The following is a 25,780-nucleotide window of genomic DNA, read 5'->3' on the forward strand; positions in this document are numbered from 1 at the left end:
CGAAGTCCGGATGCGGCCAACCCCCAACCCACAAGGAATCGTTGTGCCTCAAAGTACCCCCACAGATCTCGAGAACCGCACGGCCCCACCCGTCGCCGTCGACTCATCCCTCAGCGCCGAGGGCTACAGCAAGACGCTCGGCCGGCGCCACGTCACCATGATCGCCATGGGCGGCGCCATCGGCGTCGGCCTCTTCATGGGAGCCGGCGGCCGCCTCGCCTCCACCGGCCCGGCCCTGATCTTCTCCTACGCCATCGCCGGCGTCATCGCCTACCTGCTCATGCGGGCCCTGGGCGAACTCATCATGTACCGCCAGACCTCCGGCTCCCTGGTGAGCTACTCCGGTGAGATGTTCGGCCAAAAGGGCGCCTACCTGTCCGGCTGGATGTACTTCATCAACTGGGGCATGACCGGCATCGCCGAGCTCATCGCCATCGGCCTGTACTTCCAGTTCTTCTTCCCCAATGTCCCCGTGGAAGCGTCGGCCATCGCCGCCCTGGCGCTCCTGGTGGCCGTCAACCTGCTGAGCGTCAAAGCGTTCGGCGAGTTCGAATTCTGGGCCTCCTGCCTCAAGGTCGGCGCAATCGTCATCTTCCTGGCCGTGGGCACCTTCATGGTGGTCACCAACGCCAAGGTGGGCGACGGCCACGCGTCCGTGTCGAACCTCTTCGCGGCCGAGGGCGGCATGTTCCCCAAGGGCGCGCTGGTGATGGTCCTGGTCCTCAATGCCGTTATCTTCGCCTACAACGGCATCGAACTGGTGGGCGTCACCGCCGGCGAGATGGAAAAGCCGGAACGCGAAGTGCCCAAGGCGATCCGCGCCGTCGTGCTGCGCATTGTGGTGTTCTACGTAGGGTCCGTCCTGCTTCTGGCCATGCTGCTGCCGTCCGACCAGTACAAGGCCGGCACGTCCCCGTTCGTGACCGTCTTCGGCCAGATGGGCCTGGGCTGGGTGGGCGACGTCATGAACATGATCGTCATCACCGCCGCCCTCTCCTCCTGCAACTCCGGGCTGTACTCCATCGGCCGGGTCTTCCGCACCATGGCCAACAACGGCCACGCCCCGCAGTGGCTCACCAAAATGTCCAAGCGGCACGTCCCGTATGCAGCCATCCTGGCCATCGCCGCGTTCTACCTCGTGGGCATCCTGCTGAACATCTGGCTGGGCGGCTCGCACGCGTTCGACCTGGCGCTCAACAGTGCCTCCATCGGCGTGATCTTCTGCTGGGGCTCCATCTTCGCCAGCCAGATCGTGCTGCGGCGCCGCAAGGGCGTCACTTCCACCCTGCCCATGCCCGGCTCGCCGTGGACCAGCTGGGCGGGCATGCTGGGCCTGCTCGCCATCACCGTGCTGATCGGGTTCGACACCATGACCAGCAAGGACGGCGAGGTGTTCTACCTGGGCCTGTGGACCCTGGCCACCATTCCGTTCTTCGCGCTGGTCCTGTGGCTGGGCTGGCAGAAGGTCAAGAACAACCAGCCCAAGAGCCAGCTCTTCAGCTAGCCCTTCCGGCCCCAGCAGCACGGACGACGGCGGGACTCCCCTTGGCGGGAGACCGCCGTCGTCCGCGTTTGGGCCACGTGGCCTCGCTCCGTCCAGCCAGGCGGCCCGTCAGCCGCGAAGGTACCTGGCGAAGTGGTCCTCAATGCGCTGCCAGGCTTCGGGCGAGGACTCCGGGTCCGGTCCCACGCCCATGACGCGCATCAAGGGCCGGAGGAGGACCGGACCCAGCTCTTCATCATTGAGGAACGCGTGGCCGGCCGCAGGGAATTCCTTGACGCTGTGCTCGATGCCCAGCTGGTCCAGGGCTGACTCCAGCCGTGCTGCGGCTCCCTTCAGTGACTTGTCAGCACCGCCATAGTTGGCCACGATCGGACAGGCTCCGCGCAGCGCTTCCACCAGGTCCTCCTGCTGCTTTCCCGGAAGCCGGCCGTAATTGACGGAGGCGGCATCGAACCCGTCACGGGCCACCAGCAGGGCGAACCCGCCGCCCATGCAGAAGCCGATCACCCCTGTCCTGCCGTTGCCGAGTTCCGATTCCGCAAGCCATTTCCGGGCCGTGGCGATGTCGATGAAGGGCCGGCCCCTGCGGGCCGCCATGGCTCGCATGGTTCCCACCAGGCACCGCCGCCGTCCGCCGTCGCTGAACAGGTCCAGGGCCAGCGTGAGGTAGCCGGCACGGGCCAGACGGTCCGCGTGCCGACGGGTCTGGTCATCCAGGCCGAACACCTCATGGATCATCACGACGGCGGGAAAAGGGCCTTGCCCGTCAGGTACTGCCAGGTAGCCGCGCAGGCCGGGGGAACCGCCCGCGGCGGCGCTTTCGTCGCCCAGCTCAACGATGGTCATCGGCCAAGGCTAACCGCACGCCCTGCGGAAGTCCCGCCTTTCGGGTTCCAGCCCTGATGGGTTGTGGGAAGGATGGCCTGCAGCGCCGGGTCGGGGCAGACTGGGCATGTGAGCGAACCATGGGTGCTGCACGTGGACCTGGACCAATTCATCGCTGCCGTCGAAGTGCTCCGCCGGCCTGAGCTCGCGGGCAAGCCAGTGATCGTGGGCGGCCGAGGTGATCCCACCGAACGGGCAGTCGTGTCTACGGCGTCCTACGAAGCCAGGGCCTATGGCGTCGGCTCCGGCATGCCGCTGCGCATCGCCGCGCGGAAAGTGCCGGACGCGGTCATCCTTCCCGTGGACCACGAGGCGTACCTGGAGGCATCGGAGAAGGTCATGGCAGTGCTGCGCTCGCAGCCCGGGTCAACGGTGCAGGTGCTCGGCTGGGATGAGGCGTTCGTCGGCGTCGAGACGACGGATCCGGAGGCCTGCGCCCGGCAAATCCAGCAGGCCGTCCTGGCGGAAACGCGCCTCCACTGCAGCATCGGGATTGGCGACACCCTGGTCCGTGCCAAGGTTGCCACCGGATTTGGCAAGCCCGCCGGCATCTTCCGGCTGACGGAAGGCAACTGGCTTGACGTCATGGGGGGCCGTCCCACGATTGAGCTGTGGGGCATTGGTGCAAAGGTCTCCCAGCGCCTGGCCAAGCTGGGCATCAAGACTGTCGAGGCGCTCGCAGCCGCGGACCCCGGTGACCTGGTCCCCGAGTTCGGTCCCAAGATGGGTCCCTGGTACGCCCAGCTTGGGCGGGGCGACGGCGCGCGGGTGGTCGACGATACTCCCTGGGTGGCCCGGGGGCACAGCAGGGAGACCACCTTCCAGCGCGACCTGACGGATGCGGCGGAAATTGACGACGCCGTTAGGGAGTTGGCCGCGCGGGTGCTGGAGGATGTTGCTGCCGAGGGGCGGCCGGTGATTGGCCTGACGTTGAAGGTGCGGTACGCCCCGTTCAGCACCACGACCTACGGACGGAAGATCCCCGCGACGTCCGATCCGGGCGAAGTACTGGCCCGGACCTTCGACCTCCTGGCGAAGATCGAGCCGGGCCGGCCCATCCGGTTGCTCGGCCTCCGGGCCGAGATGACCATGCCCGAGGATTCGCGAAAGGGGCACACGCCCACCCGCAGTGGATGGTGAGGGCTGGTGCAGCACGCCGTTCGCTGCGGCCGCACCAGCAAGGAACTAGTCCCGCTTGAACTCGTCCTTCACACTCTCGCCGACCTTCTTGGCATCGGCTTTGACCTGGTCGGCCTGGCCCTCTGCCTTCAGCCGGTCATTGTCGGTCGCGGTTCCTGCAGCTTCCTTGGCCTTGCCGCCAAGGTCCTCTGCCGCGTTACTGATCTTGTCTCCGAGGCCCATGGTTCCGGCCTCCTTTCGTTTCCGTCGATCAACCGTGCTCTCTCACAATATGCAAAGCTTGCTTACTATTTCAAGCCCCTGGCCCTGGGCGTGCTGTTCCTTGTCGGTGCCGGCCGTTAGGCTCGGGCCATGGATAAAGTGCGAGGCAAGGGGGTGGCCAAAGTGGCGCCGCCCCGGCTCTCCCCGGTGGAACTGCAGGGTCTTGAGGACCGCCCGGACCTCGAGTTCCGGCGTGGCGGGAGGCATGAGAACGCCCGGTTCAGCCGTCCCGCCGCCGACGGCCTGGACCTGGGCGGTGCCGTCTTTTCCGAGTGCGTCTTCGAGGCCGCGTCCTTCAATGAGACCCAGCTTCGCGGTGCCTCGTTCCGCGACTGCATCCTGGCCGAACTGTATGCGCCCGTCTTCCGGGGCGCACGGAGCACCTGGCAGGAGGTGGAGTTCCGCAATCCGCGCCTGGGCTCTGCTGAGCTCTATGAAAGCGGCTGGCGGTCCGTCCGGATCGACGGCGGCAAGCTGGACTTCCTCAACCTCCGCGGCGCCAAGCTCACGGATGTGCTGATCACCGGCTGCATCATCAATGAACTTGACCTTGGTGCCGCCGTGGCAACCCGCGTGAAGCTTGTGGACTGCACGGTGGGATCGCTGGACCTGGCTGGAGCCAAGCTGAAGGACTTTGACCTCAGGGGTACGGAATTCCGCAAAATCAGTGGACTCGGCAGCCTGGCCGGCATGGTGATTGGCGATTACCAGCTGGGACTCCTCGCGCCACTCCTTGCCGCCCACCTGGGGGTGACAGTCCTGTAACTGGATGCGCATGCACAGCATCGCCGTGTACCATTTACAGAACGAACGGTCGGTAAGTGGAGGATTCCGCTGTGCCGGCCGCCGATGACAGTGCTGTTTATCGCGTGAAGGGTGTTTCCATGGCTGCAACCGCAGGTCCGCAGGCTTTCCTTGTTGGCGGGGTCCGAACGCCCGTGGGCAGGTACGGAGGCGCGCTGTCCGCCGTGCGCCCGGACGACCTCGCCGCCCTGGTGCTCCGCGAGGCCGTGGAACGCGCCGGTCTGGATCCCGAGAGCATTGACGAAGTAATTCTCGGCAACGCGAACGGCGCGGGGGAGGAGAACCGGAACGTGGCCCGGATGGCCACCCTGCTTGCCGGGCTGCCGCTGCACATCCCGGGCATAACGGTCAACCGGCTCTGTGCCTCCGGCCTGAGCGCCATCATCCAGGCCAGCCATATGATCAAGGCCGGCGCCGCGGACATCGTGATTGCCGGCGGGGTTGAGTCCATGAGCCGGGCACCCTGGGTGCAGGAGAAGCCCACCGCCGCCTTCGCCAAGCCGGGCCAGATCTTTGACACCTCCATCGGCTGGCGGTTCACCAACCCCCACTTCCAGCACGGCGGGCTGTCCCGCGACGGCAAGATGACCTACTCCATGCCTGAAACGGCAGAGGAAGTGGCCAGGGTGGATGGCATCTCCCGCGAGGACGCCGATGCATTCGCCGTCCGCTCGCACCAGCTTGCCCTGGACGCCATCGAAGCCGGCCGCTTCAAGGACGAGATCGTTCCCGTGACCGTCAAGACACGCAAATCCGAAACGGTGGTGGATACGGACGAAGGCCCGCGCCCCGGCACCAGCATGGACGTTCTTGCAGCGCTGAAGCCGGTGGCGCACGGCGGATCCGTGGTGACCGCCGGGAACTCCTCGTCCCTCAACGACGGCGCCTCGGCGATCATTGTGGCGTCGGAGGCAGCCATCGAGCGGTTGGGCCTGACACCCCGGGCGCGCATCATCGACGGCGCGTCTGCCGGCTGTGAACCCGAGATCATGGGCATTGGTCCCGTCCCCGCCACCCAGAAAGTACTCAAGCGCAGCGGCCTGGGCGTCGGTGACCTGTCCGCCGTCGAACTTAATGAAGCCTTTGCCACGCAGTCCCTGGCCTGCATCCGGCGCCTGGGGCTGGAGCCGGAAATCGTGAACCGCGACGGCGGAGCCATCGCCCTGGGGCACCCGCTTGGTTCCAGCGGCTCACGGATTGCCATCACCCTGCTGGGACGGATGGAGCGTGAGGACGCCCGAATCGGCCTTGCCACCATGTGCGTGGGCGTCGGCCAGGGCACCGCCCTGCTGCTGGAGAAAATCTGATGGCGGCCTGCGTGGACTTGGCGGCGGAAGAGTTCACCGCCCTTTTGGTGGAGGAGCGGGACGACCGGGTGGTGGTGCTGCTCAACCGGCCCGAGGTGAAGAACGCAATTGACCAGCAGATGGTGGATGAGCTCCATGTTGTCTGCACAGCGCTGGAACAGAACCCCAAGGTGCTGATCATTGCCGGCGTGGAGGGTGTCTTCGCCTCCGGCGCGGACATCGCGCAGCTTCGCGAAAGGCGTCGGGACGATGCCCTGCAGGGGATCAACTCCACCATCTTCGTCCGGATCGCCAAGCTGCCCATGCCGGTCATTGCCGCACTGGACGGTTACTGCCTGGGCGGCGGGGCGGAGCTTGCCTACGCTGCGGACTTCCGGATCGGCACCCCCAACGTGCGGATCGGCAACCCGGAAACCGGGCTGGGAATCCTTGCCGCGGCCGGGGCCAGCTGGCGGTTGAAGGAGCTGGTGGGCGAACCGCTGGCCAAGCAGATCCTGCTGGCCGGCCTTATCCTCGGCGCCGATGAGGCCAAAGCGGCCAACCTCATCACCGAAATCCACGATCCCGCGGAGCTTTTGGATGCAGCCCACGGCCTGGCCAACAGGATCGGGCGGCAGGACCCGCTGGCCGTCCGCATTACCAAATCCGTGTTCCACGCCCCTGCCGAGGCGCATCCGCTGATCGACCAGCTGGCCCAGGGCATCCTGTTCGAATCCCAGGCCAAGTTCGACCGGATGCAGGCGTTCCTGGACCGGAACGCAGCCAAGAAGGCCAACGCCGCCTCCGCCAATCCAGCCGACGGAAAGTAGACCATGAGCAACATTGAAGTCCCCGCCAACCTTCCCACTTACGTGGGAGTGCTGGGCGGCGGCCGCATGGGCGCCGGTATTGCCCACGCTTTCCTGATCAAGGGCGCCGACGTGCTGGTGGTGGAGCGCGACGACGTCTCCGCCCAGGCCGCCCGGGAACGGGTGGAGTCCGCGGCCGCGAAGAGTATTGAGCGCGGCGGTGTGGACGCCAACTTCGAAGAGCTGGTGTCGCGGCTCACCGTCAGCACCGACTACGACTCCTTTGCCGGCCGTCAGCTGGTGGTGGAAGCCGTGCCCGAAGACTGGGACCTCAAGGTGACGGCGCTGCGCGGGATCGAGGAACGGCTGACGGAGGATGCCTGCATCGCGTCCAACACCTCGTCGCTGTCCGTCAACGGCCTGGCCCGTGAACTGAAGCGGCCGGAGAACTTCCTGGGCCTTCACTTCTTCAACCCCGTGCCGGCCTCCACCCTCATTGAGGTGGTGCTGGGTGAGCGCACGTCTCCCGAACTTGCCGCCGCGGCGAAAACGTGGGTGGAGGCACTCGGCAAGACCGCCGTCGTCGTCAATGATGCCCCGGGGTTCGCGTCATCCCGGCTTGGCGTGGCCATCGCCCTCGAAGCCATGCGGATGGTGGAGGAAGGCGTGGCGTCCGCTGAGGACATCGACGCCGCGATGGTGCTCGGCTACAAACATCCCACCGGACCGCTCAGGACCACGGACATCGTGGGCTTGGATGTGCGGCTGGGCATCGCCGAATACCTGCACTCCACCCTGGGCGAGCGGTTCGCGCCGCCGCAGATCCTCAAGGACAAGGTGGCCCGCGGTGAACTGGGACGCAAGACGGGCAAGGGCTTTTTCGACTGGCCCAGCTAGAAACGCTGCCTAGTCGAAGAAGCCCACAATGTAGCCGATGAAGTACAGGAGGCACAGCAGGACCACGACGCCGATAACGGCGATCCACAGGAACTGCGTGCCCTTCCCGGGCCCGCGCTCCTCACGGCCCTGCGGGCCGACGGTGGATGCTTCCCCCGGCGGAGTTTCGCCCGGCGGAACCCCGCCGCCCGGCTCCAGGCCGGTGATCTTGTCGTCCTCGGGATCCGGGTTGGTTCCTGACACAGTAACTCCCTCGCTCGACGCCGTGGTGCTGCCCCCAAGCGTAACCCGCCTACCGGCGGCCCTAGGCTGGTGCAGTGACTTTCCTTGAACCCCTTACCCTGACCGGCCGCTACGTAATCCTGGAGCCGCTCGCGGAGGAGCACCACGACGGCCTGGTGGATGCGGCCAGTGACGGCGAGCTGTGGAAGCTTTGGTACACGTCGGTCCCGGCTCCGGACGCCATGGCGGCAGAGATCCGGCGCCGCCTGTCCCTGCAGGAGCAGGGATCAATGCTCCCCTTCACCACCCGTATGATCGACGCCGCCAGCGGCGGGCCGGGCCGCATCATCGGCATGACCACCTACATGAACATCGACCCCGCCACGCCGCGCGTGGAGATCGGCTCCACCTGGAACGCCGCCTCCGCGCAGGGCACCGGCACCAACCCGGACTCCAAGCTCCTGCTGCTTCGGCACGCCTTCGAGGTGGTCGGTTGCCCGGCCGTGGAGTTCCGCACCCACTGGCTGAACCACCAGTCGCGGGAGGCCATCGCCCGGTTGGGCGCAAAGCAGGACGGCGTGCTGCGCAGCCACTCACGGACCAGCGACGGGAACCTGCGGGACACCGTGGTGTTCTCCATCCTGGACCATGAATGGCCTGCCGTCCGTGCCGGGCTTGAGTACCGGCTGGCCCGGCGGACGTAGGGCGGGATGGCTACCGCACGAGTTGGCCGAGCCTCACCGACGCGAGTAATGCAGAGGCATAGGCCCGGTGTCCGGCCTTGTTCGGGTGGAAGCTTCGCGGATCAAGCTGAACCGTGCCGGTTGAATCGACATAAGCGGCAAAGAAGATCCAAGGATCCCCGGAATTGACCTCGTGCCCGGCGAACCGGTCAGTCACGTCAACGTAAACGGCGTTCGTGCCGTAGTTCACATTTGCGAAGTTCACCGCATCCATAATCGCCCCGTTAATGGCCAATGTTCCGAGGTTGATTAGCTCCTGACTCGTCAGGGGGATGGGGAGTGGAACAACCGGGTCAGTTGTATCGAACAGTTGCGGGTAACCCAACACGACCACCGTCGCATGCGGTGCGGCTGCCTGGATCGCCTTGTATGTGTCTGCCAGCGCCAGGGTGAGGGCACCGAGGCTGGCCTCTGAAGTGGCCGCAGTGACGGCATTCCTGCAATCCGTCGGGCTCAAGGTCGCGCAGATTCCGATTATTTGTGCAAAACCCAAATCGTTCGCGCCTGCTGTGATACTCACCAGTTCGGCATCCGCCAAAGCGGCCTGCGTCTTGGGGTCGCTTAGCTGTGCGGCCACGCTTGTTGGCCCGCCAGTGAGCTCCGCACCGCTACAAGCGGCGTTCACGAGCAGGTTCACACGGCCTGTCTTAGCCACAATGTCCACATAGCCGCCGGGGGTCTGGATGCAGGTTTTGGTCTCGTCATAGGGCCCGGCGCCAATGCCAGCGGTATAGGAATCTCCCAGCGCGACATAGTCGATTGGGGGAGGCGCTGCCTGCGCCGGAATGGCCGCAAGGCCCAACGCCATGGCCATGCTGGCAAGGCCGGCCGCTATAGCCGGGAGTCGGCGTCGTAGTACAGCATTTCCCACTGGAGTCCCCTTTGAACATCAGTCACATGAAGTAGCTAGTGCCCGCAACAGTATTGCCCAGCGGGTGGAAGCCAGGAGGCCTTTGTACCCTTCCCTGTTGTGACCTTTTGTGGTGCAGCATTCAGGAGCTTGTGGTTAGCTGTGCGGATGAGTGAGCGTGGCAGGCCCATGGACTGGGACGGAGCTGTCAACGCGTGGCACGTTTCCGGGGGCATCTACCGGATGGGCCGGCGTGAATGGCTGACCGGGGCGGGATGGAAGCAGGTGTTCGACGACGGCGTCCGCACGGTGGTGGATCTCCGTAACACCGCGGAGGGGCGGCGCCGGGACAACGACCCGGTGGTGCCGGAGGAGGCGTGGACGGGGATCGACATGGTGCAGGCACCCACGGAGGATCCGGATGACCCGCGCTTCACCGCAATTACCGGACCCTACCTGAATGATCCCGCGCATTACGCCGCGAATGCCCGTTTTTTCCCCGAGAAGCTGGTGGGCGTCTTCCGGAGCATCGCCCTGGCCGCGCCCAAGGGGAACGTCCTGCTGCATTGTGCCGCAGGCCGGGACCGCAGCGGGCTGGTGGCCGCCATGGTCCAGGACCTCGCGGGGGACTCCGACGACGCGATCGCCGAAGGGTACCGGCGGGCTGCCCGCGGCATCAACGAGCGCTACCGCACGCACGGTCCGCCGCACAGCCGGGAACGCTGCCTGCCCGAATCGGAACTGGCTCCGCTGCTGGAGCAACGCGGGCTGGCGGTGGTCGCGTTTGTCCGCGGCCTGGACACCCGGAGCTACTTGCTGGCGAACGGATTGAGCCCTGCGGAATTGGATGCCGCTTCCGGCCTTGCACGCCAAAAGGATACTCTTGTGACTTGAGTGACAGGTGTGGTTGCTGTGACCTGTGCGACCGCGCCGTCATCCCAGCGCGTGTAAACGCAGATGCGGACGAGCGGAACGGCGATCCCAATGAAAAGAATTACTGCCACAGGAACGGTAGCCGGCGTGGCACTGGCCTTGGGCCTCGCTGCCGGGCCCGCTGCGGCCTTCCCGGCACCCGCCGGCTCCGAAAACCCGTCGCCGGCTCCGGGAACCTCCGCAGGGACGTTCACGTCTTCCGGTACAACACCAGGCGCGGGCACAACCACCCTGTCAGAGGCAGCGCTGGACGATGCGGTGCAGCGGGACCTCAAGCTGACTCCCCAGCAGTTCGAGGCCGCGGGCGAGTTGGGTGCGCAGGCGGCTGCCGCGGCTGTTCAGTTGCGCCAGGTCCCGGGCTACGCAGGAATCCGGATCGACGGCCGCACCATCATCGTGACCGGATCCGGCGATGCGCTTGGGAGGGCGGTTGCCGCCCTTGCCGGCAATACATTCCCCATGTTGCTCGAAGCACCCGCGGCGGAGCCGCCCACGGCGGCGCCGGCTCCCTCACCCTCGACGGCTGCGGACGGCTCCAGGGCACAACTGGCAGTGAACACGGAGCAGCTGTTCCAGGCATACCTCCGCGACGTCGGCCCGCAGGGTTTGCAGGCCGTCATGTCCGCGGGGGGAAAATTCGTGATCCGAACCGGCGGAATCAACACGCCGGAGGCGCTTTCCGCCGTTTCCCCCGCAGCCGGGGCAGACGCAGCCGGCAAGAGCACCGGCAAGGTTTCCCCTGAACAGTTCGTGTCCCGCTACGCCAACGTGGAGCTCGACGGCGGGACTCCGCTGAAGCCCGAGGCGGACGTTCCCGGCGGCATTGGATACCAGACGGACATCGGCTTCGTCTGTTCCACAGGCTTCTCGGCATTCGACCCCGCCGGGCTTCCCACCGTCCTGACTGCCGGCCACTGCGCATCGGATGGTGCCGCCAAGACAGCAACCCTGGAATTCCAGGGGGTACCGGCCGGGCCCCTGGGAAAGTTCGGCTTCAGCCAGTTCGGTGGCCCGGGCAACTCACCGGTTCTTGATCCCAGTACGCCTTCAGGCCCTGATTACACCGCCATCACAGACCCCGGGAATGTCGGAACGGACATATCTGTCATCCAGTCACTAAGACAGGACATCGATCCGCTTCCTGCTGCCAGTACCTGGGGCGACCCTTCAGCGCCCGGGCCGGACGTGAAGATCATTGGTTCGGCGGACCCGGTGGTTGGGATGCCTGTTTGCCGGTCCGGCAGATCCTCAGGCTGGTCCTGCGGAACCGTCGACGCAGTGGGGATCTTCCTGGTGCCAGGACCTGACTATAAGAAGAACGCCAACGACATCCGGGCCTTTGATGGATTTCTGTCCTACGGAGTACAGTCCAGCGGCGGCGACTCCGGCGGACCATACCTCAGTGGGAACTACGCCCTGGGCACCCACTCCGCGGGGGATACGCCGGATGCGAATGGCAATGTGGTGCAGAATTTTGCTGTCGCAGCAACCCTGCGGGACAGCCTGGCTGTGCTGCCCGGCTACCAGCTGGAAGTGTTCCTCAACAAGCCTGCCATCACGGCACCAGCGCCCGGCGAAACCTACAAGCCCGGCCAGGTCCTTTCCGGCCAGGTTCCTGCCGCGCCCGCTTCGGCCGTCGCTGCCGGGTCCAGCGTCAGGATCACAATCCAAGGGAAGGACCCGTTCGACGTGCCCGTGGACGCGGCCGGAAAGTGGAGTTTCACGGCTCCGCAGGGTGCGGACACGCTACGGTTCACCGCTGAGACGGTCAATGGGTTCAGCCGGTCCGGGGTCAGCAGTTTCGAGTTCGCGGCCGCCACAACGGGACCGCCGACTCCAACGCCAAGCCCGACGCCGACTGCGCCGACAGCGAGCAATCCAGCGCCAAGCAGCCCTGCCCCTGCTCCAACCACGCCTGCTCCCATCGCCCCTGCCCCCGCCGACCCGTCGCCTGCCCTGCCGACTGTAACTCCCGCCGTCGTACCTCCGCCGGCGGCCAGCCCGACTCCCAGCGCACCACCTGCGGACCTTGCCAACACCGGTGGACACGATGATCGTGGCGCCGGCGGCCTGGCCAACACCGGAGCGTCCGGATTGATTACCGCAGCGGCCTGGGCGGCGGGAGCCCTCGCCGTCGGAATCCTGCTCATGGTCCTTGTCCGCCGGCGGAACAGGCGTGCATCACGGTAACCGGACCCGGGCAGGGCCCCGCCAGGGGGCCTGCCCGCAGCCATAGCGCTGTGGATGGTAACTGCGTGGTTAGTCGTGCTCGTCGCACTTCTCCTTGCCGCCAACCACCTGGACGGCCAGTTTCAAGTTGTTGTCGGCCAGGCTTCCCCACGCGTAGACGATGGTGTTCTTCCCGGCTTCGACGTTGATGTCCGCTGGGCCGATCACGGGATCGGTTGTTCCGGCCGCGGCTACCGCTGCTGAAATGGTCCCGGCCTTCAGCTTCAGGGTGGCCTCGTCCGGGTTGCGGAGGTCCTCGATCACTGCCGATCCGCCGGCCAGCACATCCACGGCGGGGGCTGCGGCCACGTGCCGGACCGTCAGCTTGCCCTTCTTGTCGTTGCGGGGCGCCTTGGTGTCGTTCGTGAACAGCGATGCGGTGGGTGCCCCATCAGCGCCGAGGTGCGCCACGGCAGTGTAGTTGCGGCCCTCGTCGAGTTCCACGTCGACCGGCCCGATCACCGGGTTCTCCGCACTGGTGGCATCCGATGCCGTGATGGCGATCCGGTAGTCACCGGCAGCCAATTCCAGCGGGCCGGCCAGGGTCCCTGGTGTGAAGTCATCGAGGGTGAGCTCGCCGTTCACCCACACGTCGACGGTCAGGCCGGGAACCCCGTGCAGGACGGACAGCAGGGCGGGATCGTCATGGTGGTGCCGGCCGCCTGCCTGGGCGGGGGCGGCGAAAGCCAGCGAAGCGGCAAGGGAAAGCGCTCCAGCGGCGTAGGTCATTTTGCGCATGTCGAACTCCTTGAGGGAAGCCCGGTAGCCGGGCAGAGGATGCTTACGCGCTTACTACCGCCGCAACACCGTCCCTGGATGCACGGCCCGGCATCCTTTTTAAGTCAGCTTTTTCTTTTCATCAGCAGGTTGGTGATGCGCAGGGTGCACAGCCGCTGGCCCGCCTCGTTGGTGATCAGCACCTCGTGCGTGGCCAGGGTGCCGCCCAGGTGGATGGGGGTGGCAGTGATGGTGATCTGGCCTTCGCGCGCGGAGCGGTGGTGGGTGGCGGAAACGTCCACGCCCACCGCCGTCTTGCCCATCGTGCTGGCGTGGATGACGGCAGCCCAGGATCCCACGGCCTCGCCCACGGCAAGGGACGCGCCGCCGTGCAGCAGTCCGAAGGATTGCCTGTTGCCCTCTACCGGCATGGTGGCCACCACGCGTTCAACGGACTCCTCCAGGATCTTCACGCCCATCTTTTCGTCCAGCTCGCCGAGCGTGATCTTCCACAGCTCGTGCGCATCGGGCTGGTTCCCGGCAGCATCCATGGGGGTTGGGGCGCTCATACGTTCTCCTTTGGGTGGCCGAATTCAGTCCCGGCCTTCTAGTGTGCAGCACGGCACTTCATGTATGGTGAATATATTACCGAACGGACGGTCAGTAATGACCCGTCCTGTTTGCCTGCCCCCTTGTTGGAAGGACCCGTCAACGATGACCACCACCGCCACAGCTCCCCAGGCCACGGTCGACACCGTGGAGACAGTGCCCAGCTTCATCATGGATGCATGGTGGACGCCCGACGCCGGGTCGTCGGCTTCGGCAGTCCCCGTCCGTGATGCGAGCACCGGGGAGATCCTGGCGAAGGTGAGCACGGAGGGCCTGGACCTGGCCGCCGTCGTGGACTACGGCCGCACCACCGGCCAGGCCGAACTGGGCAAGCTGACCTTCCACCAGCGGGCGCTCAAGCTCAAGGAGCTGGCGCAGTACCTGCACGCCCGGCGCGAACACTTCTACACCTTCTCGGCCCAGACCGGTGCCACCAAGGTGGACTCCATGATCGACATCGACGGCGGCATCGGCGTCCTCTTCACGTTCGGGTCCAAGGGCCGGCGCGAGCTCCCCAATTCCCAGGTGGTGGTGGACGGGCCCATGGAGGTGCTGTCCAAGGACGGCTCCTTCGCCGGCGAGCACATCTACACCCGGATCCCCGGCGTCGCCGTGCAGATCAACGCGTTCAACTTCCCGGTCTGGGGCATGCTGGAGAAGTTCGCGCCCGCCTTCATCGCCGGCGTGCCCACCATCGTCAAGCCCGCCACGCCTACCGGCTACGTGGCCGCGGCCGTGGTCAAGGCCATCGTCGAGTCGAACATCCTGCCCAAGGGCTCGCTGCAGCTGGTCTCCGGTTCGGTCCGCGGGCTGCTGGACGTCCTGGACTACCGCGACCTGGTGGCCTTCACCGGCTCCGCGTCCACCGCACTGTCGCTGAAGTCCCACCCCAACGTGGTCCAGGGCGGCGTCCGCTTCACCTCGGAAACCGACTCCCTCAATGCCGCCATCCTTGGCCCCGACGCGGTGGAGGGCACGCCGGAATTCGACGCCTTCGTCAAGTCCGTGGTCACCGAGATGACGGCCAAGGCCGGGCAGAAGTGCACGGCCATCCGGCGCGCCATCGTGCCGCAGGAACTCGTTCCGGCCGTCTCCGCCGCCATCGGCAAGCGCATCGCCGAGCGCGTCGTCCTCGGTGACCCCCGCGCTGACGGCGTCACCATGGGCGCCCTCGCCTCCGTGGAGCAGCTGAACGATGTGCGCGCGGCCGTGCAGTCCATGCTCGACGCCGGCGGTGAGCTTGCGTACGGAACGCTGGATTCGCCGTCGGTCACCTCAGCCGACGGAACCACCGGTGTGGTGGAGGGCGGGGCATTCATGGCGCCCGTCCTGCTGAACTGGCAGGACCCGGAAGCGGAGGAAGTCCACTCGCTGGAGGCCTTCGGTCCCGTTTCGTCCGTGATCGGGTACAAGGACATTGCCGACGCCGTCCGCCTTGCCGCCCGCGGCAGCGGCTCGCTTGTTGCCTCGGTGTGCACCAATGATCCTGACGTGGCTCGGGAACTGGTCACGGGAATCGCAGCGCACCACGGACGTGTCCTGATGCTCAACCGCGAGGACGCCCGCAGCTCCACCGGGCACGGTTCGCCCGTGCCGCACCTGGTGCACGGCGGTCCCGGCCGCGCCGGCGGCGGCGAGGAACTGGGCGGCATCCGTTCGGTGATGCACCACATGCAGCGCACCGCCATCCAGGGTTCGCCGAACATGCTCACCGCCGTCACCGGTGTGTGGCACACGGGCGCGGACCGCAACTTCACGGTGGAAACCGAGGGGACGCACCCGTTCCGGAAGTCCCTGGAGACGCTGCGGATCGGTGATGCCGTCCGCTCGGACCTGCGGCAGGTCACCCTCGAGGACATCACTGCTTTCGCCAACTCCACGGGCGACACGTTCTACGCGCACACCAACCGGGAAGCCGCCGAAGCCAACCCGTTCTTCCCGGGCATCGTGGCCCACGGCTACCTGCTCCTCGCCTGGGGAGCCGGACTGTTCGTCGAGCCCGCCCCGGGCCCGGTCCTGGCCAACTACGGGCTGGAAAACTGCCGCTTCACCACCCCCGTGGCCGCAGGTGATTCGATCCGGGTGACCCTGACCGCCAAGAAGATCACTCCCCGTGAAACGGACGAATACGGCGAGGTGGCCTGGGACGCCGTGCTCACCAACCAGAACGACGAGATCGTGGCCACTTACGACGTCCTCACCCTCGTGGAGAAGTAACCTCCAACGCCCCATCACCTGCTGCGGGTTTTTCCCCAACGCCCCATCACCTGCTGCGGGTTTTTCCCCGACGCCCCATCACCTTCCGTCAGGAGGTGGTGGGGCGTTTGGGTTTTGGTGCGGGAGGTGATGGGGCGTTGGGGAGGGTCTTTTCCGGCAGCCCGGGCGTAAGATTCTTCCCGTAGGAGGTGGCCCACATGAACCTTAAACTGAGCACAGCCACAACCATCCTGCCCGTCGATGATGCAGCCCGCGCCCGCAGTTTCTACACAGAAAAGCTCGGGCTCCCGCACCGCGGCAAGGCGGACGACGGAAGCGAATTACTCGGCACCGACGGCGGCCCCCTGCTGCAGCTGATGCCGGTCGCGGACGGCAAGCACTCCGATCACACTGCGCTGAGCTTTGAGGTCCCGGACATCGAGGCAACTGTCAGGGACATGGAAGCCAAGGGTGTGGTGTTCCAGGACTATGACCTGCCTACGCTGCGGACGGAGAACCACATCTGCACCACGGACTCGGAGAAGTGCGCCTGGTTCATGGACACGGAGCACAACATCCTGTGCGTCCACCAGAACCTCGGCAGCGCCCTCGAGTACCAGGTCTAGGCGAGTACCAGGTCCGGGCGCGGCAGCTGCAGGCAAGCCCAAACTGAAGCAGCAGAGGTGTCCCGGTCGGATCGGGGCACCCCTGCTGCTTGTCTTGGTTCGCCGGCGTCAGCTTTCGGCGCCGCCGTGCAGGCTGTCGTCGCTGCTGTCATCCTCGCGGCCGGTGCCGTGGCCGTCCTCGCTGCGGTCGGAGAGGTCCATGTTGCCGCGGGCCTCGTCCATGGTGGGGCCGCCGGAGGGAATGCTGTAGGTGTCCGGGCGGACGCCGTGCGACTGTTCCTCGATCAGGGCCTGCTCCTCGCTGAAGCGGATCACGTTGGCCTCGTCGCCGGCGTCGCCGGGAACGTCCTCGCGCATTTTTGAGGGGTCCGGGATGATGAATCCTGCGTCGGGCTCTTCCTTGGGGTGGCTCATATTCTTTTCCTTCCTATCGGGTGGTTGTGCTGGCAGGCCGGTCGCTCAGGTCCACCTTGATATCCAAACTTTGATCGCCGCGCTTGACCTTGAAGCCTACGGTGTCCCCTGGGTTGCGCTTGCGCAGTTCCGCCAGGAGCTTCTCCGGGGTGGTCAGCTCCACGCCCTCCATGGACTGCAGGACGTCGCCCGGCCGGATCCCCGCGCGCCCGGCAGGACCGTCACCGTCGGCAGCGAGCACCACGACCCCGGCCCCTTCCTGGATTCCCAGCTGGTCTGCAATCTGCGCCGTCAGCTCGCCTGGCGTCAGCCCCAGGTAGGCGTGTTTTGCGGTGCCGTTGGCCAGCAGTTCTTCGGCGACGTCCACGGCGGTGGCGGCGGGAATCGCGAAGCCCAGTGACACCGCGCCGGCTGACGGCGGGATGTAGGCCTCGCTGATCCCGATCACCTCGCCGCGCATGTTGATCACGGCGCCGCCGGAGTTGCCGGGGCTGATGGGCGCGTCCGTCTGGATGAGGTCCACCAGGGAGAGGCTGTTGGACGCGGAGCCGGGGATGGAGCGGTGGAGTCCGGAGATGATGCCGGCGGTGGCCGTGTTTTCAAAGCCGAGGGGTGAGCCCAGGACCAGGGCGCCTTCGCCCACCTTGGGCAGGTTGCTTTGATAGGTGGGCTTCGGCAGGCCGGTGCGTTTGGCCTGCACCAGCGCAAGGTCCGTCACCGCGTCGCTGGCCTTCACCGTTCCTTCCACCCGCTGACCGTCCGCGAACCCCACCTCAACCTTGGTGGCGCCGCGGATCACGTGCTCATTGGTCAGGATCAGGCCGTCGGCCGAGTACACCACCCCGCTGCCCAGGCCGCCCTCCGTGAAGATGGTGACAACCGACGGCGACAGGTTTTCCACGAGTTGCGGCAGGTTTCCGGCCGCTGTCCCGGAGTTGCCGCCTTCCGTCCCGGCCGAACCGGAGGTGGAGGGAGCGGGCGTGGAGTTGGCGGAGGCCGACGGCGACGCCTGGCTTGGGGAGGTGCCGCTGGGGGCCGGGGGGCTTGGCGTACCGGTGCAGCCGCTGAGTGCCAAGGCGGCCGCCAGGGCGCCGCCGGCAAGCACTGTCCGGGGGCGCCGTGAACGCCGTGGATCTGTGGCCTGGCCCATCGGTACCTCCCTGCGGATGCTGGTTTTCTACCACCGTAGCCGGGGAGCAGGAAAATACCAAGCACACTTATTATTGATGCCTGGGCCGGCCCGGCTGCCGCCTATGCGTCAGCATGCAGGCCGTCGAACGCCATGGTGATGACGTCGTCAGCCAGCCGCTGCGGGGACAGGGAGCCGCCGGGCTTGTACCACTCGACGATGGAGTTGATCATGCCGAACAGGAGCCGTGAGACGGTCCGCGGGTCGATGTCCTGGCGGAGCGAGCCTTCGTCGCGCGCGGCGGAGATCAGGGCCGCCACCTTGTGGTCGAAGGTGCGCCGGCGTTCCAGCGCATCCCGTTCGATGTCCGTATTCCCGCGAAGACGCAGGAGCAGCGTGACGAAGGGCAGGCGGTCCACCAGCACCGCCACGGTCTGCCGCAGCACAAACTCCAGCCGCGCGTCGGCTGCCCCGGAGGTAGCCTGGGGCTGCTCCAGGATGGCCTCGAGGCCGCCCAGGGCGTGGTCCAGGGCAAGCTTGAGGAGGTCGCCCTTGGACGGTACGTGGTGGTAGATCGCAGACTTGGAGATGCCCAGGTTCTCGGCCAGGATGCCCATGGAGGTGGCATCGTACCCGTGGCGGTTGAACACGTCGACGGCAATCAGCAGCACCGACTGCTGGTCATACCCGGGCCGGCCGCGCTTTGCAGGAGCATCTGTGGAAGACATAGCCGCCATTTTCTCATGAACGTTCGGTAATCGGCCGGAGCCCGGCCACCGGGTCCGGCAGCGCTGGAGCCGGTGGCCGTCTAAGCGGCCCCGGCCGACCGTGGAGAACTGACTCCTAGCCCTTCGGGCGCAGGTCGTAGATCCGGCGCAGCTTGCCGTTGGACCGCTCCAGCGACCCCGGCTCCACCACGTCCACCGTGCACGAAGAACCCACGTGGATCTTGATCTGCTCCTTCAAGGTGCGTGCCGCCGTCGTGCCCTGTTCAATGCTCACCGCGTCGCGGCGCTCGATGCGCACGGTCAGCTGGTCCATCCGCTGGCCCTCGGGGCGGGTGAGTTCGAGCTGGAAGTGCGGGCTGAGCTCAGGGATCCGCAGGGCGATTTCCTCGATCTGGGACGGGAAGAGGTTCACGCCGCGCAGGATGATCATGTCGTCGCTGCGGCCGGTGATGCGGCCCATCCGGCGGTGCGCTGGGCGGGCCGTGCCGGGCAGCAGGCGGGTGAGGTCCTTGGTCCGGTAGCGGATGATGGGCAGCGCTTCCTTGGTGAGGGACGTGAACACCAGCTCGCCGTGTTCGCCGTCGCGCAGGACGTTCTCCTTGCCCGCCACCGGGTTGAAGGGGTCGATGATTTCGGGGCGGAAGTGGTCCTCCCAGATGTGGCTGCCGTCCTGGGTCTCCACGGCCTCGCCGGCCACGCCCGGGCCCATGACCTCGGACAGCCCGTAGATGTCGCATGCCTTGAGGTTCATGGTGACCTCAAGTTCATGCCGCATCTCCTCGGTCCACGGCTCGGCGCCCAGCACCGCATACTTCAGCGATGTGGAGGCGGGATCGATGCCCATGTGGGCCATGGCGTCGGCGATGGTGAGCAGGTACGTGGGCGTGGCCAGGATGGCGTCCGGCTTGAAGTCCTGGATCAGCTGGATCTGGCGTTCGGTCTGGCCGCCGGAGATGGGGATGACGGTGCAGCCCAGGGCTTCGGCCCCGGCGTGGGCGCCCAGGCCGCCGGTGAACAGGCCGTAGCCGTAGGCGTTGTGGACCTTCATGCCCGGGCGGATGCCGGAGGCGCGGAAGCTGCGGGCCACGAGCTTCGCCCAGTCTGCCAGGTCCTGCTTGGTGTAGCCCACCACGGTGGGGCGGCCCGTGGTGCCCGAGCTCGCGTGGACGCGGGCCACTTCGTGCTGCGGTACCGCGAACATGCCGAACGGGTACTCCTCGCGCAGGTCGTCCTTGGTGGTGAACGGGAAGTTGCCCAGGTCGCTCAGTTCACGCAGGTCGTTGGGGTGGATGCCGGCGTCGTCGAACTTGCGCTTGTACAGCGGCACGCGCTCGTAGGCGTAGGCCACCGTGTGCTGCAGGCGGCTGAGCTGGAGGGCCTCGAGCTCATCGCGGGAGATGGTTTCCTCGCGGTCCAGGCCGGGGTCGATGCCGGCAGCGGCGGGGGTTTCGGGGGCATGCAGGGTCATGGTTTCCTACTTCTTGGGAATGGTGCGGCTGCGTCCGCGGAACTCGGCGATGAGCTCGCCCGGGGAACTGGGTTGGGTTTCGGAAGCCGGCGCGGCGGCGTCGGCCGCGAAGATCTGGATGTCGTACAGTCCGCTTCGCCCGGCACTGGAGCGGCGGTCTGCGACGGCGGTCAACACCTGGCCGCGGAAGGCGGGCTTGAGGAAGTTGATGTCGACGCCGGAGGCCACGGTGATGGTGCCTTCCTCGCCGGGTGCAGGGTGGATGGGGTTGCACGCGAGGGCGAAGGCGGTGTCCCCGAACGCGAAGATCATTCCGCCGTGGGCCATCCCGAAACCGTTGAGCATTTCCTGCCGGAGGGTCATCCGGATGGTTGCATGGCCGTCGCTGAGGGCGAGGACCTGGATTCCCATCCATTCGGAGGCGTAGTCGTTTTCCAGGATGGGGTGGGTGGCCCCGGAAAGTGTTGCTTCAGCCATGCGTCATTGCCTCCAGCTTTATTTACCGAATGTTCATTAGGTAATCCCATGAGGGGGTCCGGTGTCAAGGGCAGCGTGCGTTGGCCGGGAGGGCATCCGGGGTGGAATGCCCGACGGCGGCGCGCGCCACGGGGCCTGAAGTGCAAGGATGGGAGGACCTGCACCAGCAAGAACAGCAAAGGGCGGACCATGGCCAAAGGCATCTACGTCAGCGCAACCACCCCCGGCTCGGGCAAGTCCCTGGTAGCCCTGGGCCTGGCGGACACCCTGCACCGGCACGCGGACCGGATCGGCTTCTTCAAGCCCGTGGTCCACGGCCCCTCGGCAGCCGAGGACCCCATGGTGGCGCTGATGAAGTCCCGGTTCGCCCTGGACGATGACCGGTGCCGCGGCGGCCTGACCTACGCGGAGGTCCGCACGCTGCTCGCGGAGGGAAACCGGGCCGAGATCGATGCCAGGTGCGTGGAGATCTTCGCCGACATCGCCCGCCTCTGCGACGTGGTGATCGTCGAAGGCACAGACCTGGTGGGCCAGGACTCCGCCGTCGAATTCGACCTCAATGCCCGGCTTGCCAACAACCTGGCCACGCCCGTGGTGGCCGTTGTGGGCGCCAAGGGGCGGACCGTTCCGGAGACCGCTGCCGCCGTCGAAGTGGCGCGCAAGGAACTTGCCGCGGAAAAGTGCTCGCTCCTGGCCATCATGGTCAACCGGGCAAACGCCGATGACCTGGATGCCATTGCGGCGGCCCTGAAGCCCGGTGCCTCCGGCCGGCCCGTGTACATCCTGCCGGAACTGGAGGAGATCGCCCGGCCCACTACCGGGGAGGTGGCCATGGCGCTGGGCGTGCGGCAGATCGCCGGCACGCCGGACATGGAACGCGACGTCAGGGACATCAAGGTGGCCGCCATGAATGTGGGCAACTTCCTGAACGTGCTGGATGAAGGCGCCCTGGTGATCGTGCCGGGGGACCGGGCGGACGTGATGGTGGCCTGCCTGGCATCCTCCTTCTCACCCGAGTTCCCGGTGGCGTCGGCGCTCATCCTCACCGGCGGCCTGGCCCCGGATGCCAACATCTACCCGCTCCTGGCGCAGGCACCGTTCCCGGTGTTCGCCACCGGAGATGACACCTACCAGACCGCCCGCCGGGTCTCCGAGGTCCGCAGCGAGATCTGGTCCGGGCACCGGCGCAAGGTGGCCTCCGCCCTGGGGCTCTGGTCCCGGCGGGTGGATGAAGCCGAGCTGGTGGAGCGCCTGCACCTGCCCAGGCCCGAGCGGATGACCCCGCTGCGGTTCCTGCACGACCTCATCGAGCGGGCCCGGTCGCAGCGCCGCCACGTTGTCCTGCCGGAGGGAACCGATGTCAGGATCCTGCGCGCAGCCGAAATCCTGCACCGCCGCGATGTCTGCGACCTGACGCTGCTGGGCCCCGAATCCGCCGTCCGGGAACTGGCCGCCGCGAACGGCATCGACCTCACCGGGATCAACGTCATTGACCCTGCCACCTCCGAACTTCGGGTCAGGTTCGCAGAGAAGTACGCCGAACTGCGGGCGCACAAGGGCGTGGACCTGCCCAAGGCGCTGGAGATCATGCAGGACGTGAGCTACTTCGGCACCATGATGGTCCAGCTGGGCGTGGTGGACGGGATGGTCTCCGGCGCGGCGCACACCACGGCGCACACCATCCGGCCGGCCCTGGAGTTCGTGAAGACCCGGCCGGGTGTGAAGATCGTGTCCTCGGTGTTCCTGATGCTCATGCCGGACCGCGTGCTGGTCTACGGCGACTGCGCGGTGAACCCGGACCCCAACGTGGAGCAGCTGGCGGACATTGCCCTGGCCTCGGCCGAGACCGCCGCCCAGTTCGGCGTGGAGCCGCGGGTTGCCATGCTCTCCTACTCCACCGGAGGCTCAGGATCGGGCGAGGCGGTGGACGAGGTGCGGCAGGCCACCGAGCTGGTCCGCCGGCGCCGCCCGGACCTCGCCGTGGAGGGCCCCATCCAGTACGACGCCGCCGTGGATGCCTCCATTGCCGCGTCCAAGATGCCCGGCTCCTCGGTAGCGGGGCAGGCCACGGTGTTCATCTTCCCGGACCTGAACACCGGCAACAACACGTACAAGGCGGTGCAGCAGAGCTCGGGTGCCGTTGCCGTGGGCCCCGTCCTGCAGGGGCTGCGGAAGCCGGTCAACGACCTCTCCCGCGGCTGCACGGTGGAAGACATCGTGAACACCGTGGCCATCACCGCCATCCAGGCGCAAAGTGCTGCGAAAGCCCAGGTGCAGGAACAGGCGCAGGTCTCTGCAGAGGCACCGGCCTCCTAGGGCACCACGCAGAAAACGTACGACGCCGGCACTTTGGTAAGTGCCGGCGTCGTACTTTTGCCTGGCGGCTGGGAAGGCCTAGGCGGCTGCCTTGACCTTCAGCGGCTCGATCTTGCCAATGACGAACAGGTAGTTGGCTGCGCCAATGAGGGAGATCGCGCCGATGACGGCCAGCGGCGCCACGAAGGATCCGGTCTGGTCCACCAGCACGCCGATCAGGATCGGCGTGAAGATGCCGGCCAGGTTGGAGGCGAAGTTCTGCAGGCCGCCGATGGAGCCGACGTGCCGTGAACTTGGGGCAACGTCCGCCGGCAGGGACCAGATGCCGGTTGCCGCCACGGTGAGGCTGGAGTAGGCGACGGACAGGAGGGCAAGGGCCATCCAGGCTTCCGGAACCAGTGCGGCAAACATGATGACGGAGCCGCCTGCCAGGCCGCCGGCGATGGCCGTTTTGCGGACCTTGCTGACCGGAGACCCGGCGCGCACGGCACGGTCGGCCAGGTAGCCACCCAGCCAGCCGAACAGGACGGCGCAGATGCCGGGGATGGCGCCGAAGAAGCCGAGCTTGAGGAGGTCGAAGCCGCGTTCCTTGACCAGGTAGCTGGGGAAGAACGTGATGAAGAAATAGATGGCGCTGTTCAGGCAGAAGAAGCCGAACATCATGCTCAGGATGGTGCGGTACTTGAAGAGCGAACGCCAGGGGAGTTTGGCCGCGCTTTCGTCGTCGCTTGCCGCGCCGCGGGCGCCGCCGTCCTGGATGTAGCTGACTTCGGCGGCGTTGGCGCCGGCGTGCTCCTCCGGGCCGCGGTAGTACTTCCACCACACGGCGGCCCAGATGATTCCAAGGACACCGATGATGATGAACACCGCGTGCCAGGAGGTGAAGGCGACGATCAGGGTGACGATCGGCAGGGCGATGACGGCCCCGACGCGCGAGCCGGAGTCCCAGATGCTGGTGGCGAAGGCGCGTTCGCGGACCGGGAACCAGGTGGCCACCACCTTGGCGGCCGTGCTGGGCGCCGGGCTTTCACCCACGCCGAGGAGGAAGCGCGCCGCGAAGAGGGACCAGAAACTGGATGCGGCGGCGGTGACCATGGTGAAGACGGACCACCACACGGCGGCCAATGAGAACGAGCGGCGCGGGCCTACCTTGTCCACGTACCAGCCCGCTGCGAGCTGGAAGAAGTCGTAGGCCCAAAAGAAGGCGGCAAAGATCAGGCCCTGTTGGGTGGCGCTGAGTTCAAAGTCCTTGCCCATGAAGGGCAGTGCGACGCTGAGGCTGGAACGGTCCAGGTAGTTGATGCTGAGGCCTATGAAGGCAAGCCAGATGATCACCCAGCGTTTGCGGGTCATCAGGCGGGGCTGCCGGGCTGGAGTGCCAAGGGTTGTTTTACTTCCGAGCGTAGTCATGCGGTCTCCTTCGACATATACATGGCTTCGGGTGCGGTGCGCACGGGCGGGAGGGGGAGACGCGGAAGATATCTGCGCCAAAATCATATAGGAATCGGGTTAATCATATAGATTTTGTGATCCAGATCAAGTGTTGCTTTTGGAAAGCCTGCGGAGAAGCTGCCGGCGGCGGGTGGCTTATGATTCCCCCAGCAGCTTCACTCCAACCGGCGCCCGTGCAACCGGGTGCCCCGGTTCAACCCGGTCCACTCCAGTTCAAGAGGTAATTGCGTGCCCCCACGTCAACCATCCGAAGTTCCGCGCGGCAAAGCAGCCGTTCCCGACGTCTACACGGCCATGCGCGCCTCCATCCTGGACGGCGGGATTGCTCCGGGCACCCGCATCAACATTGATGCCGTGGCCCGCAGCCTTGGCGTCTCGCAGACCCCGGTCCGTGAGGTGCTCCAGCGGCTCGAGGGCGACAACCTGGTGGTGTACAACCCCGGCCGCGGCTACAGCACCACCCCGCTCCTGGACCTGCCGGAACTGCGCTCGCTGTTCGAGTTCAGGCTCCTGGTGGAGCCCTGGGCGGCGCGGGCGGCGGCGGTGGACCGCCTTGCCAATCCGGCCGCCGCGCTGGAAAAGGAGCTGGCGGGCTTCCGGGGCACCATGAAGCGCAGCAAGGACCTGAGGCAGGATCTGGTGGCGCACGACACCCGCTTTCATGACACCATCCTGGCCGCCTCCGGAAATCCGGTGGTCCGGCACGCCTTTGCCCAGACGCACTGCCACCTGCACACCTTCCGGCTCTACCCGGCAGATGTGGACGGCGCCATCACGGTGGCTGAGCATACGGCCGTGCGTGAGGCGATCGAAGCCTGCGATCCGGAGCGGGCCGAGGCGGCCATGACCACCCATATCCGCAACTCCTTCGACAGGTTTGCCCAGGCCTTCGAAGGTGAACTTGCCCCCCTGGAGGACAGCGGCCCGCCGCGCAGGCGGATTATCACCGGCTAGCCCAGTGCGGCGCAGCCCCGGCCCCGCAGGGCCGGGGCTTTTGTGTGCCCGGGCAAGCGAACGCCTGCCGGGCAGGTCTTGACCTGGATCACATGTCCTATATGATTTTAGAAATTCGTATAGGAATCGAA

The 25,780-nt window shown here is 66.5% G+C and carries 25 protein-coding genes; 13 read left to right on the top strand and 12 right to left on the bottom strand.

Features of this window, described 5'->3' with window-relative positions; translation table 11 throughout:
• Nucleotides 1–43: 43 nt before the first annotated feature.
• Nucleotides 44–1,504: an amino acid permease gene (locus FB478_RS15960; RefSeq protein WP_056392681.1), complete on the top strand. Its 1,461-nt coding sequence runs from the start codon at nucleotides 44–46 to the stop codon at nucleotides 1,502–1,504.
• A 108-nt stretch (nucleotides 1,505–1,612) separates the two neighbouring features.
• Here FB478_RS15960 and FB478_RS15965 read toward each other — a convergent pair whose 3' ends face one another.
• On the bottom strand, nucleotides 1,613–2,350 hold the full coding sequence (locus FB478_RS15965; RefSeq protein WP_056392682.1) for a dienelactone hydrolase family protein: 738 nt from the start codon (nucleotides 2,348–2,350) through the stop codon (nucleotides 1,613–1,615).
• Nucleotides 2,351–2,473: 123 nt separating this feature from the next.
• Between FB478_RS15965 and FB478_RS15970 the strand changes: the two genes are divergently transcribed.
• Nucleotides 2,474–3,529: a DNA polymerase IV gene (locus tag FB478_RS15970; RefSeq protein ID WP_056393136.1), complete on the top strand. Its 1,056-nt coding sequence runs from the start codon at nucleotides 2,474–2,476 to the stop codon at nucleotides 3,527–3,529.
• A 45-nt stretch (nucleotides 3,530–3,574) separates the two neighbouring features.
• On the opposite strand, the gene FB478_RS15975 is transcribed toward FB478_RS15970, so the two are convergent.
• Nucleotides 3,575–3,751, bottom strand: coding sequence for a CsbD family protein (locus FB478_RS15975; protein ID WP_018768872.1), 177 nt, complete (start codon nucleotides 3,749–3,751; stop codon nucleotides 3,575–3,577).
• 129 nt (nucleotides 3,752–3,880) lie between these two features.
• Between FB478_RS15975 and FB478_RS15980 the strand changes: the two genes are divergently transcribed.
• From FB478_RS15980 to FB478_RS15995, 4 genes are all read left to right on the top strand, one after another.
• Nucleotides 3,881–4,555, top strand: coding sequence for a pentapeptide repeat-containing protein (locus FB478_RS15980; protein WP_144601100.1), 675 nt, complete (start codon nucleotides 3,881–3,883; stop codon nucleotides 4,553–4,555).
• Nucleotides 4,556–4,674: 119 nt separating this feature from the next.
• Entirely contained in the window at nucleotides 4,675–5,901 is a 1,227-nt protein-coding gene (locus FB478_RS15985) for a thiolase family protein (protein WP_026265702.1), read from the top strand.
• A complete protein-coding gene (locus FB478_RS15990; protein ID WP_186447815.1) occupies nucleotides 5,901–6,710 on the top strand; it encodes an enoyl-CoA hydratase/isomerase family protein in 810 nt (269 codons plus the stop codon). Before FB478_RS15985 ends, FB478_RS15990 begins: the two co-directional genes overlap by 1 nt.
• A gap of 3 nt (nucleotides 6,711–6,713) precedes the next feature.
• Nucleotides 6,714–7,586 carry a 3-hydroxyacyl-CoA dehydrogenase family protein gene (locus tag FB478_RS15995; protein WP_018768868.1) on the top strand — a complete coding sequence of 291 codons (873 nt, stop codon included), beginning with the start codon at nucleotides 6,714–6,716 and terminating at the stop codon, nucleotides 7,584–7,586.
• Nucleotides 7,587–7,595: 9 nt separating this feature from the next.
• Here the strand turns inward: FB478_RS15995 and FB478_RS16000 are convergent, their stop codons facing one another.
• Complete coding sequence (locus tag FB478_RS16000; protein WP_144601101.1) at nucleotides 7,596–7,829, bottom strand: DUF6480 family protein; 234 nt, start codon at nucleotides 7,827–7,829, stop codon at nucleotides 7,596–7,598.
• 74 nt (nucleotides 7,830–7,903) lie between these two features.
• On the opposite strand from FB478_RS16000, the gene FB478_RS16005 reads away from it, so the two are divergent.
• Complete coding sequence (locus tag FB478_RS16005; protein ID WP_056392686.1) at nucleotides 7,904–8,512, top strand: GNAT family N-acetyltransferase; 609 nt, start codon at nucleotides 7,904–7,906, stop codon at nucleotides 8,510–8,512.
• Nucleotides 8,513–8,522: 10 nt separating this feature from the next.
• Here the strand turns inward: FB478_RS16005 and FB478_RS16010 are convergent, their stop codons facing one another.
• A complete protein-coding gene (locus FB478_RS16010; protein WP_018768865.1) occupies nucleotides 8,523–9,365 on the bottom strand; it encodes an SGNH/GDSL hydrolase family protein in 843 nt (280 codons plus the stop codon).
• A 204-nt stretch (nucleotides 9,366–9,569) separates the two neighbouring features.
• Here FB478_RS16010 and FB478_RS16015 point away from each other — a divergent pair, with 204 nt between their 5' ends.
• The gene (locus FB478_RS16015) at nucleotides 9,570–10,295 is read left to right on the top strand and encodes a tyrosine-protein phosphatase (RefSeq protein WP_144601102.1); all 726 of its coding nucleotides are present in this window, start codon (nucleotides 9,570–9,572) and stop codon (nucleotides 10,293–10,295) included.
• A 90-nt stretch (nucleotides 10,296–10,385) separates the two neighbouring features.
• Nucleotides 10,386–12,524: a S1 family peptidase gene (locus tag FB478_RS16020; RefSeq protein WP_144601103.1), complete on the top strand. Its 2,139-nt coding sequence runs from the start codon at nucleotides 10,386–10,388 to the stop codon at nucleotides 12,522–12,524.
• 69 nt (nucleotides 12,525–12,593) lie between these two features.
• On the opposite strand, the gene FB478_RS16025 is transcribed toward FB478_RS16020, so the two are convergent.
• Both FB478_RS16025 and FB478_RS16030 read right to left on the bottom strand, forming a co-directional pair.
• On the bottom strand, nucleotides 12,594–13,301 hold the full coding sequence (locus FB478_RS16025) for a DUF4397 domain-containing protein (protein ID WP_144601104.1): 708 nt from the start codon (nucleotides 13,299–13,301) through the stop codon (nucleotides 12,594–12,596).
• Nucleotides 13,302–13,405: 104 nt separating this feature from the next.
• Nucleotides 13,406–13,849, bottom strand: a complete 444-nt coding sequence (locus FB478_RS16030; RefSeq protein WP_051081334.1) for a PaaI family thioesterase — start codon at nucleotides 13,847–13,849, stop codon at nucleotides 13,406–13,408.
• A gap of 145 nt (nucleotides 13,850–13,994) precedes the next feature.
• On the opposite strand from FB478_RS16030, the gene paaZ reads away from it, so the two are divergent.
• Together paaZ and FB478_RS16040 are read left to right on the top strand one after the other, a co-directional pair.
• A complete protein-coding gene (gene paaZ, locus FB478_RS16035) occupies nucleotides 13,995–16,106 on the top strand; it encodes a phenylacetic acid degradation bifunctional protein PaaZ (protein ID WP_018768860.1) in 2,112 nt (703 codons plus the stop codon).
• 197 nt (nucleotides 16,107–16,303) lie between these two features.
• Nucleotides 16,304–16,711 carry a VOC family protein gene (locus tag FB478_RS16040; RefSeq protein ID WP_056392696.1) on the top strand — a complete coding sequence of 136 codons (408 nt, stop codon included), beginning with the start codon at nucleotides 16,304–16,306 and terminating at the stop codon, nucleotides 16,709–16,711.
• 108 nt (nucleotides 16,712–16,819) lie between these two features.
• Here the strand turns inward: FB478_RS16040 and FB478_RS16045 are convergent, their stop codons facing one another.
• The 5 genes from FB478_RS16045 to FB478_RS16065 form a co-directional block, all read right to left on the bottom strand.
• A complete protein-coding gene (locus tag FB478_RS16045) occupies nucleotides 16,820–17,125 on the bottom strand; it encodes a hypothetical protein (protein WP_018768858.1) in 306 nt (101 codons plus the stop codon).
• 13 nt (nucleotides 17,126–17,138) lie between these two features.
• A complete protein-coding gene (locus FB478_RS16050) occupies nucleotides 17,139–18,275 on the bottom strand; it encodes a S1C family serine protease (protein ID WP_134164095.1) in 1,137 nt (378 codons plus the stop codon).
• Nucleotides 18,276–18,376: 101 nt separating this feature from the next.
• The gene (locus tag FB478_RS16055; protein ID WP_134164094.1) at nucleotides 18,377–18,982 is read right to left on the bottom strand and encodes a TetR/AcrR family transcriptional regulator; all 606 of its coding nucleotides are present in this window, start codon (nucleotides 18,980–18,982) and stop codon (nucleotides 18,377–18,379) included.
• A 115-nt stretch (nucleotides 18,983–19,097) separates the two neighbouring features.
• Complete coding sequence (paaK, locus tag FB478_RS16060) at nucleotides 19,098–20,450, bottom strand: phenylacetate--CoA ligase PaaK (protein ID WP_134164093.1); 1,353 nt, start codon at nucleotides 20,448–20,450, stop codon at nucleotides 19,098–19,100.
• A gap of 6 nt (nucleotides 20,451–20,456) precedes the next feature.
• Entirely contained in the window at nucleotides 20,457–20,927 is a 471-nt protein-coding gene (locus FB478_RS16065) for a hotdog fold thioesterase (RefSeq protein ID WP_018768854.1), read from the bottom strand.
• Nucleotides 20,928–21,116: 189 nt separating this feature from the next.
• Between FB478_RS16065 and pta the strand changes: the two genes are divergently transcribed.
• On the top strand, nucleotides 21,117–23,243 hold the full coding sequence (pta, locus tag FB478_RS16070; protein WP_144601105.1) for a phosphate acetyltransferase: 2,127 nt from the start codon (nucleotides 21,117–21,119) through the stop codon (nucleotides 23,241–23,243).
• A 78-nt stretch (nucleotides 23,244–23,321) separates the two neighbouring features.
• On the opposite strand, the gene FB478_RS16075 is transcribed toward pta, so the two are convergent.
• The gene (locus FB478_RS16075) at nucleotides 23,322–24,653 is read right to left on the bottom strand and encodes an MFS transporter (RefSeq protein WP_018768852.1); all 1,332 of its coding nucleotides are present in this window, start codon (nucleotides 24,651–24,653) and stop codon (nucleotides 23,322–23,324) included.
• A 270-nt stretch (nucleotides 24,654–24,923) separates the two neighbouring features.
• On the opposite strand from FB478_RS16075, the gene FB478_RS16080 reads away from it, so the two are divergent.
• Entirely contained in the window at nucleotides 24,924–25,649 is a 726-nt protein-coding gene (locus tag FB478_RS16080) for a GntR family transcriptional regulator (RefSeq protein ID WP_043424825.1), read from the top strand.
• The last annotated feature ends 131 nt before the right edge of the window (nucleotides 25,650–25,780 follow it).

Source organism: Arthrobacter sp. AG367 (assembly GCF_007828995.1).
Lineage (GTDB): Bacteria > Actinomycetota > Actinomycetes > Actinomycetales > Micrococcaceae > Arthrobacter.

Excerpts from the sequence above, each read along its gene's own strand:
- FB478_RS15980 (WP_144601100.1), top strand. The coding sequence starts at position 3,881 with ATGGATAAAGTGCGAGGCAAGGGGGTGGCCAAAGTGGCGCCGCCCCGG.
- FB478_RS16020 (WP_144601103.1), top strand. The coding sequence starts at position 10,386 with ATGAAAAGAATTACTGCCACAGGAACGGTAGCCGGCGTGGCACTGGCC.
- paaK (WP_134164093.1), bottom strand. The coding sequence starts at position 20,450 with ATGACCCTGCATGCCCCCGAAACCCCCGCCGCTGCCGGCATCGACCCC.
- FB478_RS16065 (WP_018768854.1), bottom strand. The coding sequence starts at position 20,927 with ATGGCTGAAGCAACACTTTCCGGGGCCACCCACCCCATCCTGGAAAAC.
- FB478_RS16030 (WP_051081334.1), bottom strand. The coding sequence starts at position 13,849 with ATGAGCGCCCCAACCCCCATGGATGCTGCCGGGAACCAGCCCGATGCG.
- FB478_RS16025 (WP_144601104.1), bottom strand. The coding sequence starts at position 13,301 with ATGCGCAAAATGACCTACGCCGCTGGAGCGCTTTCCCTTGCCGCTTCG.
- FB478_RS15990 (WP_186447815.1), top strand. The coding sequence starts at position 5,901 with ATGGCGGCCTGCGTGGACTTGGCGGCGGAAGAGTTCACCGCCCTTTTG.
- FB478_RS16055 (WP_134164094.1), bottom strand. The coding sequence starts at position 18,982 with ATGTCTTCCACAGATGCTCCTGCAAAGCGCGGCCGGCCCGGGTATGAC.
- FB478_RS16075 (WP_018768852.1), bottom strand. The coding sequence starts at position 24,653 with ATGACTACGCTCGGAAGTAAAACAACCCTTGGCACTCCAGCCCGGCAG.
- FB478_RS15995 (WP_018768868.1), top strand. The coding sequence starts at position 6,714 with ATGAGCAACATTGAAGTCCCCGCCAACCTTCCCACTTACGTGGGAGTG.
- pta (WP_144601105.1), top strand. The coding sequence starts at position 21,117 with ATGGCCAAAGGCATCTACGTCAGCGCAACCACCCCCGGCTCGGGCAAG.
- FB478_RS16040 (WP_056392696.1), top strand. The coding sequence starts at position 16,304 with ATGAACCTTAAACTGAGCACAGCCACAACCATCCTGCCCGTCGATGAT.
- FB478_RS16010 (WP_018768865.1), bottom strand. The coding sequence starts at position 9,365 with ATGGCCATGGCGTTGGGCCTTGCGGCCATTCCGGCGCAGGCAGCGCCT.
- FB478_RS16015 (WP_144601102.1), top strand. The coding sequence starts at position 9,570 with ATGAGTGAGCGTGGCAGGCCCATGGACTGGGACGGAGCTGTCAACGCG.
- FB478_RS16045 (WP_018768858.1), bottom strand. The coding sequence starts at position 17,125 with ATGAGCCACCCCAAGGAAGAGCCCGACGCAGGATTCATCATCCCGGAC.
- FB478_RS15975 (WP_018768872.1), bottom strand. The coding sequence starts at position 3,751 with ATGGGCCTCGGAGACAAGATCAGTAACGCGGCAGAGGACCTTGGCGGC.
- FB478_RS16050 (WP_134164095.1), bottom strand. The coding sequence starts at position 18,275 with ATGGGCCAGGCCACAGATCCACGGCGTTCACGGCGCCCCCGGACAGTG.
- FB478_RS15985 (WP_026265702.1), top strand. The coding sequence starts at position 4,675 with ATGGCTGCAACCGCAGGTCCGCAGGCTTTCCTTGTTGGCGGGGTCCGA.
- paaZ (WP_018768860.1), top strand. The coding sequence starts at position 13,995 with ATGACCACCACCGCCACAGCTCCCCAGGCCACGGTCGACACCGTGGAG.
- FB478_RS15965 (WP_056392682.1), bottom strand. The coding sequence starts at position 2,350 with ATGACCATCGTTGAGCTGGGCGACGAAAGCGCCGCCGCGGGCGGTTCC.